Origin of the sequence: Paenarthrobacter sp. 4246 (assembly GCF_040546855.1) — a bacterium.
Classification (GTDB): domain Bacteria; phylum Actinomycetota; class Actinomycetes; order Actinomycetales; family Micrococcaceae; genus Arthrobacter.
The window spans coordinates 429668-441980 of record NZ_JBEPOP010000004.1; the positions used below are offsets into that span (position 1 = coordinate 429668).

The 12313-nt window shown below is 62.3% G+C and carries 11 protein-coding genes; 7 read left to right on the top strand and 4 right to left on the bottom strand.

Annotation, left to right across the window (positions count from 1 at the left end):
• Positions 1 to 3: 3 nt before the first annotated feature.
• From ABIE35_RS09935 to ABIE35_RS09945, 3 genes are read right to left on the bottom strand one after another with little or no spacing between them, the layout of a single operon-like run.
• Positions 4 to 1038: a LacI family DNA-binding transcriptional regulator gene (locus ABIE35_RS09935; RefSeq protein WP_354514524.1), complete on the bottom strand. Its 1035-nt coding sequence runs from the start codon at positions 1036 to 1038 to the stop codon at positions 4 to 6.
• Entirely contained in the window at positions 1035 to 2615 is a 1581-nt protein-coding gene (locus ABIE35_RS09940; protein WP_354514526.1) for a glycoside hydrolase family 43 protein, read from the bottom strand. Before ABIE35_RS09940 ends, ABIE35_RS09935 begins: the two co-directional genes overlap by 4 nt.
• 5 nt (positions 2616 to 2620) lie before the next feature.
• The gene (locus tag ABIE35_RS09945; RefSeq protein ID WP_354514528.1) at positions 2621 to 3487 is read right to left on the bottom strand and encodes a DUF6807 family protein; all 867 of its coding nucleotides are present in this window, start codon (positions 3485 to 3487) and stop codon (positions 2621 to 2623) included.
• A 300-nt stretch (positions 3488 to 3787) separates the two neighbouring features.
• Here ABIE35_RS09945 and ABIE35_RS09950 point away from each other — a divergent pair, with 300 nt between their 5' ends.
• From ABIE35_RS09950 to ABIE35_RS09970, 5 genes are read left to right on the top strand one after another with little or no spacing between them, the layout of a single operon-like run.
• Entirely contained in the window at positions 3788 to 5098 is a 1311-nt protein-coding gene (locus ABIE35_RS09950) for an ABC transporter substrate-binding protein (RefSeq protein WP_354514529.1), read from the top strand.
• A gap of 33 nt (positions 5099 to 5131) precedes the next feature.
• The gene (locus ABIE35_RS09955; RefSeq protein WP_354514531.1) at positions 5132 to 6082 is read left to right on the top strand and encodes a carbohydrate ABC transporter permease; all 951 of its coding nucleotides are present in this window, start codon (positions 5132 to 5134) and stop codon (positions 6080 to 6082) included.
• A gap of 9 nt (positions 6083 to 6091) precedes the next feature.
• On the top strand, positions 6092 to 6988 hold the full coding sequence (locus ABIE35_RS09960; protein WP_354514533.1) for a carbohydrate ABC transporter permease: 897 nt from the start codon (positions 6092 to 6094) through the stop codon (positions 6986 to 6988).
• A 49-nt stretch (positions 6989 to 7037) separates the two neighbouring features.
• Entirely contained in the window at positions 7038 to 9023 is a 1986-nt protein-coding gene (locus tag ABIE35_RS09965) for a pectinesterase family protein (RefSeq protein WP_354514535.1), read from the top strand.
• Position 9024: 1 nt separating this feature from the next.
• Positions 9025 to 10488 carry a pectate lyase family protein gene (locus ABIE35_RS09970; protein ID WP_354514537.1) on the top strand — a complete coding sequence of 488 codons (1464 nt, stop codon included), beginning with the start codon at positions 9025 to 9027 and terminating at the stop codon, positions 10486 to 10488.
• A 70-nt stretch (positions 10489 to 10558) separates the two neighbouring features.
• On the opposite strand, the gene ABIE35_RS09975 is transcribed toward ABIE35_RS09970, so the two are convergent.
• Entirely contained in the window at positions 10559 to 10990 is a 432-nt protein-coding gene (locus tag ABIE35_RS09975; protein ID WP_354514539.1) for a universal stress protein, read from the bottom strand.
• 162 nt (positions 10991 to 11152) lie between these two features.
• Between ABIE35_RS09975 and ABIE35_RS09980 the strand changes: the two genes are divergently transcribed.
• The gene (locus ABIE35_RS09980; RefSeq protein WP_354514541.1) at positions 11153 to 11959 is read left to right on the top strand and encodes an SDR family oxidoreductase; all 807 of its coding nucleotides are present in this window, start codon (positions 11153 to 11155) and stop codon (positions 11957 to 11959) included.
• A gap of 108 nt (positions 11960 to 12067) precedes the next feature.
• Positions 12068 to 12277 carry a dodecin gene (locus ABIE35_RS09985; RefSeq protein WP_011773002.1) on the top strand — a complete coding sequence of 70 codons (210 nt, stop codon included), beginning with the start codon at positions 12068 to 12070 and terminating at the stop codon, positions 12275 to 12277.
• The last annotated feature ends 36 nt before the right edge of the window (positions 12278 to 12313 follow it).

The window sequence follows — 12313 nt, forward strand, 5'->3', positions numbered from 1 at the left end:
TACCTAGTCGCGGGGTGGGGCGGTGCTGGCGCGCACCACCAGCTCCGTGGCGACTTCGAGGGCACTGGACGAACCAAGGCCAGGCTGCTCGATGTGCTCCGCGAGCATGCCCACGGCCATGGATGCCATCTGGGCCAGGGGCTGTCTGACCGTGGTGAGCGGCGGCGAGGTGAGGGCGGCCTGGGCGATGTCATCGAAACCCACCACGCTGAGATCGCCGGGAATTTTCAGGGACCGCTGCGCTGCGGCGTTCATGACTCCGAGAGCCTGCAGGTCGCTGCCCGTGAATATCGCGGTAGGCCGCTCCGGAAGATCCAGAAGTTCCCCGCCGAGGCGAAGGCCGGACTCGATGCTGAAGTCGCCGTCGCGAACGAACTCGGCAAGTACCGGGAGACCGGCTTCGTGCAGGGCGGCGGCGTAGGCAGCGTAACGGGCCCGGCCATGGCCGGGGCTGTGCACGCGGCCCGTGATGATGCCAATACGTTCATGCCCCAAGCCCAGGAGATGGGACACCGCGCCCAACGCTCCGGAGAACGACGCCGGGCTGACGCTGGGAATCTGCAGCCCCTCCGAACCTTCGGGGTCAATCGCGACGGCCGGAATGTTCAATGCCCGCGCCTGGTCCACCAAAGCTGATCCTTGGCGCGGAGCCAGCAGCATCACACCATCAAGGCGGTTGCCGGAGGGCTCCCGCAGCTTCTGCCAGTTCTCCACGGTGGCGTTAACAGCCCGTGTGTAGGCCACGGTGTAGCCGAGCCGCGCAGCAGCAGCTTCCACTCCCTCCATGGTTTCCAGAACCCATGGGGAATCGAAGTTGTTCACCACCAGTTGCAGCAGTCCGGGCTCAGTGGCAGTGCTCCGCTTGGTGTAGTCGAGCTCCTCCAAGGCCTGCTGGACACGGGCACGTGTGGCTTCGGAAACGTGCGAACGGCCGTTCAGCACCTTGGAAACTGTGGGCACGGAGACGCCCGCGGCCGCAGCCACGTCTGCAATCCTGGGGCGCGGAGTGGCGGTCAACGGTGCGGTCCTTGAACTCATGGGGAAACTGAAGCGGCAATGCGCGGAGCCGTAGTCCGGCGGACCGGCGCAGTTTCGACCCGCACGGGTCCAACGATAACACTGCCGCTTTCGCGCGAACCCAAGGGTGAGGCCGTGAAAATCCCCAGCTCAGCCCCGATCCAGCGCCCCTCCACCACGTCGAAATCCCACAGCGGGATCTGCCATGGATCCGTGGGGCCTACACGCCAGGCAAACGTTGCCCGCGGCGTCTCATCCGTCCTGATCTGAAGTTCGATCCGCGGACCCGGAAGTTCCACCGCACGCCCCACGGGGAGCTCGTGCGGGCCTTCGCTGCCCGTGCCACTGCCCAGGACATACCCGTCGCCCGTCCGTACAATTCCCAGCCAGGCGTACCGCTGGCCGAGAACCACGACGCCGGCCCGGGTGCCTGCCGGGACATCGTCCAGTTCCAGCGTGGTGGTGAAGGTGGACGGCACGCCCGGGAGGATCTGGCCCAGGACGTTGGGGAGTTCACGCAGGTTGATGGGATCGTTGGCTTGCGGACGCAGGACCAGGTGCCCTCCTCCGCAGGTTGACAGCCACTCTTTGCGGGGGTTCGCCTGCCAGTGCCACTGCGGCCCCAGGCCGGGGGACGTGAAATTGTCGCTGGTGGGAGGAGCCACGTCTTCCGGCGAAGAACCCTCCGGGTAGGGGTGGACCAAAACCGGGGTTCCCGGTCCGTCGTCGTCCGCTGTTGCGCCCATCCACGGCCAGCCGTCCGCATCCCAACCCATGGGTTGGAGGTGGACCACGCGGCCGTAGGCTCCGCGGTCCTGGAAGTGCAGGAACCAGTCCTGCCCCTCGGGAGTGGTGACCCACGCGCCTTGGTGCGGACCGTTCACCGGCGAACCACCCTGCTCCAGCACCCGGCGTTCCTCGTAAGGCCCAAAAGGAGAGCGTGAACGGAAGACCGATTGCCACCCGGTGGAAACCCCGCCGGCAGGTGCGAAGATCCAGTACCAACCCTCGCGCTTATAAAACTTGGGGCCCTCCAATGTGGTGAATCCGGGGAGGTCTTCGCCGTTGATGACGTGGGTTCCGTGGTCCAGCAAACGGGTGGCGTCGGGGCTCATCCGGTGAACGGTCAGCCGGTTCTTCACCCCGATGCGGCTCTTCGCCCAGCCATGCACCAGGTACGCCTGCCCGTCCTCGTCCCACAACGGGCAGGGGTCGATGAGGCCGCGGCCGGCGTATAGAAGGTGAGGCGTACTCCAAGGACCTTCGGCCTTCTCCGCGCTCAGGACAAAGATGCCGTGATCCGGGTCCGGGTAGAAGATCCAGAACTTGCCGCCGTGATGGCGGAGCGCGGGTGCCCACACACCGCTTCCGTGGCGCACAAGGGAGTAGTGGTTCGTTTGCGGCAGTTCTGGGAGCGCATGCCCTGCATGCTCCCAGTCCACCAGGTTTGTGGAGCGAAGCACCGGCAGCGCGGGGACCCGGTTGAAGCTGGAGGCGATGAGGTAATAGGTGCCCTCAACCTGGATGGCGTCCGGGTCCGGCCAGTCACCGTTCAGGATGGGGTTGGTGTATTCGGGAAGGCGGGGTCGATGTCCCATGGCTGTCATGTCGTCCTGTCGGAAGAGTTGCTGAAGTGAAAGTGCTGGTGAAGGAGTTCTTCGGAGTGCTGGCTGGTGGCCACGTTGCCGTCGTGAATCACTGCGTGGAGGCTGAGTGTGAGGGGATTGTCCCGGTCTGCAGCGGCTGGCTTGTCCCACGCGACGGCAGGTCCGGCACCCACATAGCCTTCAGTGCGGATGAACCAGGGACGCACTTGCTTGGGATCCTGAGCGAGGATGACGCTGACGTCCCTGCCTTGCTGCCGGGTCCGCACCATGAGCCATGGGGACAGCGAACCGTGCGCTGGCTCCACGCCTGCCCCGTCCGAGCACAGCACGTGTGCGGGGCTGTCGCCTGCGGTAAAACGCCAGAAGATTCCGCCGTAACCGGCCCCTGCGCGGCCCTTGACGGCCGACGACGACACAGACAGTTGCTGCACGTCACCGGCGGGGCGGATCACTGAGTTAAAGGAGAAGCTCCACGTGGCCGGGGCGGAGTGTTGTTGATATCTGTAGCTCCGGCGTTCGCTCGCCAGTTGCTGACCGCCGTAAGTGAACCATTCGACGTCGGCTTCCGCGATTCCGTCGTGATGGTCCCACTCCGAAGCAACCTGCCGCCCGTGATTCGGGATGACCACCGGGCCTTGGCTGGTGTACGTGGATCCGCCCCAGAAATTTGTGCCGTTCACGTCCGAGAAGGCCAGTGACAGCCCCAAATGGTGCGGATGGTCCAAGGGCGCGGCCTCGGTGAGGATCACTCCGCCCAGTGTCCGGACGGGATGCAGGTAGGGCCTTGGAGCCACATGGGTGGCCAGGTCATCGCCGGGATTTTCCTGGACCACATTGACTCCCTTGAGGTGGAAGCTGCCCATTCGGCCTCCTTGGGACGGGTTGGCTGGGTGTGGGATCAGCATAAACATGACGGAAAGACTTCGGCAACACTATAAGAAAGTTTCTATCCAAAATTTCCAACCACAACGCCACAATGTGTTGACAGTCACAGCAATTCCTTGCTAGAAATCGTTTACTCACACTTTTCATTCGCCGAAACTGCTCAACCAGTCTGCATAGAGCACCCATGCTGGTTTCGTTTCTAAAGAAACTTTCCGTCGGAATCAGTCTTCATACCGCATCGAACCAACCTCACAGGGCACCCAGAAAGGCGTCATTCAATGAAGAAGACAGCAAACACTCCTATCCCGCGCAGGACGGTGCTGGGCGCCGCCATGGTCGCGGCCGGCCTGGCCCTGAGCGGCTGCGGAGGGGGTGGCGCCGCACCATCGGGCAACGGCGGCAACGTTGAGTTGAACTTCGTGTTCTGGGGCGATGCCAACCGCGCCAAGATGACCGAGGCGGCCCTGCGGATCTTTGAGAAGAAGAATCCAGGCATCACCGTCAAGACCGAATACCAGGACAGCGGTCCATACGCAGACAAACTCGCCACGCGCTTCGCCGGCGGCAACCCGCCGGACGTCCTGGCCATGGCCAACCGCAGCCTCCTGGAGTACGCCCAGCGCGGCACGTTGGCCGACCTCAAGTCATTCCCCGAGCTGAACCTGGACAAGATCCCTGAAACCACGCTCAGCCGAGGCGAGGTTGATGGCAAGCTCTACGGCCTCGCCACCGGTGTCACCACCATTGGCATGGTGGTCAACAAAACCATCACGGACCAGGCGGGCGTCACCATCCCGGATGACAAGACCTGGAGCTGGGAGGACTACGCCAAGTTCGCCACCGAAGTCACACAGAAGACGGGCGGAAAGGTCTACGGAGCCGGTTACGACGTCGCCACCGAAACCGGCCCTATCATCCTGGCCCGTCAACGCGGCGAGGACTTCTACACCAAGGACAACAAGCTTGGCGTCAGCGAGAAGACCATTGAGGACTGGTTCCAGTACAGCGTGGACCTGCGCGAAGCCGGCGGCTACCCACCGGCTGGGTTCTTCGAGCAAATCGGCGGCTCCCCGGCACAGTCGTACTTGGCCAAGGGCACTGTGGCTTCCCAGATCATCCCCATCAACAATTTCCGCGGCTATAACGAGGCTGTGGAAGGCGAAGTTGTCCTGCTGCGCATTCCGGGCGAAACCACCGGCGAGCGCCGCGGCTACTCCGCGGACCCCACCATGTTGTGGTCCATCGCTGCCAAGTCCAAGCACCCCAAGGAAGCTGCGAAGTTGGTGGACTTCCTGACGAATGATGCCGAGGGCGCTGCCGAAGTCCTTACCCAGCGTGGTGTTCCCATCAACCCGGAGGTGGCGGATGCCATCACCCCGAAGTTGAGTGCGGATGACAAGACGTTCGTAGACCTGATGGCCGCCATCCAGAAGGACGATCTTCCTGCCGCGTACGTCTACCCGAAGGGCGCCAGCGTTGTGGCCGACACCCTCAAGCAGTTGACCACCGAGGTGGAGTTCGGCCGTGTCAGTCCCGCCGATGCCGCGAAGACCTTCATGGAGAAGAGCAATGCAGCCATCAACAAGTAGCTCCGGATCTGTGCCTGGGAGGACGGTGGGACCATGTCGGTTCTGACCAAACAGCCGCCCGGTGCCTCCACTCCGGCTCCGGCAACAGACGGCAAGCCTCGCATCCGTCCTTCCCGGCGGAAGAAGCAACGATCCGGTTATCTGTTCCTGCTCCCCTGGTTCCTGGGGATGCTGTTCACGGTCATTCCGTTCTTCGCCTCGTTGTACCTGGCCTTCACGGACTACAACCTCTTCACGGAGCCCAACTTTGTGGGGCTGGCGAACTTCCAGGCGATGTTCGAGGATCCGCGGCTCCTTCAGTCGCTGAAGGTGACCTTCATTTACACGTTTGTATCAGTGCCGATCTCCTTGGCTGTTGCCTTGCTGGTGGCCCTGGTGCTGAACCGGGGGCTTCAGGGGCTTTCGATTTACCGTTCCGTGTATTACCTGCCCTCCCTGCTGGGCGGGAGCGTGGCAATCGTGATGCTGTGGCGCTACATCTTCGGCAATGACGGCATCGTCAACGGGTTCCTCGGCTTGTTCGGGATCCAAGGGCCGGCCTGGGTGACTGATCCGCAGTTTTCGCTGAGCACCCTCATTGTGCTGAACGTGTGGACCTTCGGCTCGCCCATGGTCATCTTCCTCGCCGGCCTGCGGCAGGTCCCGGGGATGTACTACGAGGCAGCGTCCATTGACGGCGCCTCCAAGTGGCGACAGTTCCGGAGCATCACCTTGCCCCTGATCAGCCCCATCATCTTCTTCAACCTCATCATGCAGCTCATTGGCTCCTTCCAGACCTTCACCCAGGGCTACGTGATGAGCGGCGGTACAGGCGGCCCGGCAGATTCCACACTGTTCTACAACCTGTACCTCTACCAGAAGGGCTTCACCGAGTTCGAGATGGGATACGCCTCGGCCATGGCCTGGCTGCTGTTGATGATCATCGCGATTTTCACCGCCATCAATTTCATCGCATCCAAGTTCTGGGTCTTCTACGACAATTAAGGCAACTTCATGGCACTCCTTGATCTACCCCTCAAGCGAAAGCTGGCAAAGCAGGAACAGCCCGAAGACGCCCTGACAGGCACGCCGGCCAGCCGTTTCTCGCGGCACCTGATCCTCTGCCTGGTGGGGCTGGTAATGCTCTACCCCCTGCTGTGGCTGATCTCCAGTTCGGTGAAGCCCAGCAACGATATCTTCCGGCATTTGGGACTGTGGCCGGAGAACTGGGACTTCTCCAACTACGCACAGGGTTGGACCGCACTGGACCAGCCGTTCCACGTGTACCTGATCAACTCCATGGTGATCGTGATCTTCTCCATCATCGGCAACATCTTCTCCTGCGCCCTGGCAGCGTATGCCTTCGCCCGGATGGAGTTCACGGGCCGGAAGCTGTTCTTTGCCCTCATGCTGGGAACCCTGATGTTGCCGGGCCACGTGCTGTTGGTTCCGCAGTACATCATCTTCTCGCAGCTCGGTTGGTTGGATACGTACTTGCCGTTGATCGTTCCCAACTTCATGGCCACCAATGCGTTCTTCATCTTCCTGATGGTCCAGTTCATGAAGTCCCTGCCCAAGGAACTGGACGACGCTGCCCAAATCGACGGTTGCGGTCCCTTCCGGACGTTTATCCGCGTGATCCTGCCGCTCTGTGTTCCGGCCATGGCCACCACCGCGATCTTCACGTTCATCTCCACGTGGAACGAGTTCTTCGGGCCGCTGCTCTACATCCAGAACCAGGACCTCTACACCGTCCCCCTGGCCCTGCGCGCCTTCATGGACTCCGAAGGCCAGAGCATGTGGGGCCCCATGTTCGCGATGTCGGTGGTGTCCATCGCCCCGATCATCGGTTTCTTCATCGCGGGGCAGAAATACCTGATCAATGGCATCGCCACCACGGGCCTCAAATAACCCGGCCCTGACCCGGGCAACCACAACAGACAAGACAAAGGAGTTTTGCATGCGCTTGCGACGCTTACTAGGCGCGGCCACCGCCGTCGTCATTCTTGGAAGCCTTACCGCTGTGCCCGCACGGGCAGAGCCTGACCACCACCACGGCACTGAGTCCCCGGCCGCAGCAGCGGCCCTGTGGAAGCAGCGGCCCGACGGGTTCGCGTCCCTGCCCGGCAACGGCCTGGACGGGACCACCGGCGGCCAGGCGGGGAGGCACGTGAGCGCTTCTTCGCTGGAAGAGCTGAAGTCTTATGCCGCGGCGGAGGAGCCCTTGGTCATCTTCCTCAAGGGCAGCATCACCGCGCAGGACTACGTCAAGATTCCCGTCACATCGAACAAGAGCTTCATTGGCACCGGCGCCGGGGTGGAACTGGTCAACGCCGGTTTCAAGCTCATCAACGTGTCCAACGTGATTTTCCGGAACTTCACGGTCCGTGACTCCTACATTCCTGGCGACTGGGACGGTAAGCGGCCGGACAATGACCGCGACGGGATCCAGCTGGATACCTCGCACCATGTCTGGGTGGATCACATGAAGTTCGAGCGCATGGGCGATGGCATGATCGATACCCGCAAGGATTCGGACTACCTGACGTACTCGTGGAACGTCTTTGCGGACAACAACAAGGCGCTGGGCGTCGGGTGGACCAGCAATGCGGTCACCAAAATGACGATCCACCACAATTGGATCCGCAACACTGTCCAGCGCAACTTCAGCCTGGACAACACTGCGGCCGCACACGTGTACAACAACTACCTGCAGGACATCGGCCAGTACGGAATGATGGGCCGGAACGCCGCCAAGGTGGTCCTGGAGGGCAACTATTTCACCGCTGTGGCCGATCCTGTGGTGGCCAAGGATCCCGCCACGGAGATCGTCAACCGTGACAACATCTTCGATGCCACCCGTGGCCGCAAGGACAACATCGGCAGCGCCTTTGATCCCACCCAGTCCTACGCCTACGTCAAGGACGATGCCACCAAGGTTCCAGGACTGGTCACCTCAGCTGCCGGACCGCGCGAAAACCAAGCACCAAGCACGACGGCGGACATCACCGTCGCACTGGACGGCACCGGCGACTTCGGCAGCCTGCAGGCGGCCATCGGCTCGATTCCCGTGGGCAACACCCAGCCCCGGACCATCACCATCAAGCCCGGCTTCTACAGGGAAATGGTCAATGTCTGGGCCGACCGGCCCAACGTGACGCTCCAGGGAGCAACGGGCGACCCATCCGACGTCGTGATTTCCTACGACCTCCCAGCCAACGGCGCCAAGTTCTTCGGCGGGACCTGGGGCGCGGCTGGCAGTGCCACACTCAACGTCCTGGCCGAGCACACCACCGTCCGCAACCTCACCGTGGAGAACGCCTATGACGAGGCCGCCAACGGCGGGAGCCAGGCCCTCGCTGTCCGTACCGTGGCTGACAAAGTAACTTTCGACAACACGAGGTTCCTCGGAAACCAAGACACGTACCTCGCTGACACCACCGGCCGGGACGCCACAGCCCGCACCTACCTGAAAAACTGCTACATCGAAGGCGACGTGGATTTCCTCTACGGCCGGGGCACCGCCGTCTTTGACGGCTGCACAATTCACTCCCTGGACCGCGGCAGCAGCACCAACAATGGCTACATCGTGGCACCCAGCACCAAGAACTCCAACCCGTACGGTTTCCTGATCATGAACAGCACCCTCACTTCGGACGCGGCTCCGGGAACCGTCAGCTTGGGACGCCCTTGGTTTGCCAGCAGCGACCCCAACGCGCACCCCATGGCCGTCATCCGCGACTCGAACCTGGGCAGTCACATCGCCCTGCAGGGTTGGTCCGACATGAGTGGACATTCTTGGACAGAGGGCCGCTTCGCCGAGTTCAACAACACGGGGCCCGGTGCGTACGTTAACGAGTTCCACCCCCAGCTCACGCCCCAGGAAGCCCCGAAGTTCACCAAGGAGACCTTCCTTGGTGACTGGACCCCGGCAGCAGGTGCCTGAGATGGCAAACACAGAACACAAGGGCATCCGACGCCGGACCCTTCTTTCCGCAGGACTCGCTGCAGGCACATTGGCGTCGGCCGGCCTGTTCACTCCGGCTGCCTCCGCCGTGGCAGCGGAAGGTGCGCCATCCGGCGTCGACCCCACGGGGTTCGATGAAGCAGGGCTGCCGATAAACCGCGGGCACGGGGGTGCCTGGGCGTCGGCGCCCGATGGTTTCGCCGGCGTTGCATCCTACGGCCGTGCCGGCACCACCGGTGGGGCCGGCGGCAGGCTGGTCCATGCGCGCGCACCGGAGGAGCTCCGCGGATTCGCGAAAAGCCCTGAACCGCTGGTGGTTATCCTGCACGGCAACCTGGTGTTCACTCAGTACGAGAAACTGACGGTGACCTCCAACAAGTCATTCCTTGGCGCTGGCGAAGGAGCTGCGGTGGTCAATGCCGGCTTCAAGCTGGTCAACGTGGCCAACGTCGTGTTCCGCAACTTCACCCTCCGGGACTCCTACATTCCCGGCGACTTTGTGGGGAAACGGCCTGACAATGACAGGGATGGAATCCAGATGGACACCAGCACGCACGTGTGGGTGGACCATATGCATTTCACCCGCTTGGGCGACGGACTGGTGGATATCCGCAAGGACTGCGACAACGTCACACTGTCCTGGAATGTCTTTTCGGACCATAACAAGGCCCTCGGTGAAGGGTGGACCCAGAATGTGGTCACCCGGGTGACGCTGCATCACAACTGGATCCGGAACACCCACCAGCGCAACGCCAGCTTGGACAACACCGCGGCATCGCATGTCTACAACAACTACTTGGAGAACATCTCCAGCTACGGGATGCTGGGGCGGAACGCGGCCTTGCTGCTGGTGGAGGGAAACTACTTCCGGGATGTCCGGAATCCGCTTCACCACCAAGGGCCTGGGGGTGCGTTGGTAGCCCGGAACAACGTTTTCGAGGATTGCACGGGGAACACCGGCCAGAAACAGGGTTTGGCGTTCGACGTTCCCTACTCCTATGACCCCACCCCCGCAAAGGCAGTTCCGGCGCTGGTGCGTGCTTTCGGCGGGCCCTTGGGCGGGACCGAACCGGCGCTTCGGGAAATCATCACCGTGGCATTGGATGGAACGGGCGAGTTTGCCAGCATCCGGGCAGCTGTCGGCGCCATCCCTGCGAATAACCCACGCGCTGTCACGGTGCTGCTGCAGCCGGGGATTTACCACGAGCCCTCGATTATTTGGGGTGACCGCCGGAACATCACACTGGCCGGGGCAACGGGAAATTCCGGGGATGTGATCCTGAGCAATAGCGAAGGCGTTACCTTGCTGGTGGCGGCGGACGGGTCGACGGTGCGGGACCTGACAGTCACGTCCGACACCCCACAGTCCGGCAACGTCCTGCAGGTCGCCGGAAAGGATGTGACCTGCTCCAACGTGGTGGTGCTGAACGGTACGTCGGGATAACCCGCCTGGGTAGCAGAAGAGGCCGTTTTGAGCGTTCAAAACGGCCTCTTCTGCTACCTACTTGGGTGGGTTACGCGTCGACGTCCGTGTTGACGATGTACACGTCGCACGGAGCGCCGTGTGCCACGCTGTTGGCGATGCTGCCCAGCACGCGGCCCAGGCCCTTCATGCGCTTGTTGCCGACTACGATCAGCGAGGCGTTGTTGGCCTCTGCGTAGTTGATGAGGGCGTTGGCCGGAGTGCCACGGGCCGCGTAGTACTTGACGCTGTTGCTCGGAATATCCAGCTCTTCGGATACCTTGCGGGCAACGTATTCTGCCGAATCGGCGGACGAGACGGTGATGCGGTCGCTGCCGCTGCCGAATTCCTCGATCCGGTCATCCGAGAAGCCGCTGATCACGTGCAGTTCGGCACCGAGCGCCGTCGCGAGCTTCGCTGCTGCCACTGCTGCCCGCTTGGCTGTTTCGCTGTTGTCAACGCCGACGACAATAACATCTGACATGAGTACTCCTGGTTGTGGGGATTCACTGGGTGCTGCTGCAAGAAATCTACACTCGATCCCCATCGTCCGGGATGAAGCGTCAGCACCGGGAGTGTTTGCGGCCGTGCCGGGCAGGGTAGGAATAGAGGCATCGGAACGATCACACGACCGAAAGGCAAGACCATGAGCGACTCACCATTCTCCCCGCAGACCGCCATCGTCACGGGATCGGATTCAGGCATTGGCCGGGCCACGGCGGTGGCTCTGGCCAAAGCCGGCATGGATGTAGGCATCACTTGGCACACGGACCAGCAGGGTGCCGAGGAAACCGCGGAGGAAGTCCGTGGCCTCGGCCGCAAAGCCGTAGTCCATCAACTCGACACCACAGACGTCCAAGGTACGGTAGGCGCAATCGACAAGCTCGCTGAGGAACTCGGTGGCGTGGACGTCTTCGTCAACAACTCGGGAACCGGTGACGGCACCAAGTTCCTTGACCTCGACTACCAAACCTGGATGTCCACCCTGGACACCAACCTCAACGGTGCTTTCGTGGCCATGCAAACAGCGGCCAAGCGCATGGTGAAGGCAGGTCGTGGTGGTCGCATCATCGCGGTAACGAGCGTGCACGAATTCCAGCCAAGGGTTGGCGCCTCCGCCTACGATGCCTCAAAGCACGGGCTCGGCGGCCTCATCAAAACCATGGCCTTGGAACTCGCCGAGTACGGAATCACCGCCAACAACGTGGCACCGGGCGAAATTGCGACGCCCATGACCGGCCAGGAAGACGAGGATCCCAGGCAGAAGGAAAGGCCTGGAGTTCCGCTGGGACGCCCGGGAGATGCCCGCGAAATCGCAGCCGTCATCGCTTTCCTGGCGTCCCCGGCCTCCAGCTACGTCAATGGAGCGTCCTGGCCCGTGGACGGCGGAATGCTGCAGATGGGACCCCAGGCCGGCTCGCACATCACCAGCAACGACTGGCGCGAAAGCTGAGCCGGCACCACCTCTGGCCGCACGGAGATCCGTGGGCTAGTCTGCATGGACGGCCTGCCTGGCGGGCCTGATTTTCCAGAGATTCGTAAGACGTTGATGAGGAGCACCATGGCTGGCCACACATATAGCGTTTCCGAAATTGTAGGAACTTCCACCGAGGGCGTTGACGACGCGATCAAGAACGGCATCGCAACCGCCTCCCAGACCCTGCGGAACCTTGACTGGTTTGAGGTCAAGGAAATCCGCGGCCACCTCGAGGACGGCGCAGTAGCCGACTGGCAGGTCACCATCAAGCTGGGGTTCCGCCTCGAGCGCTGAAACGCTCCCCGCGAGATGACAGTTAATGCCGATGTT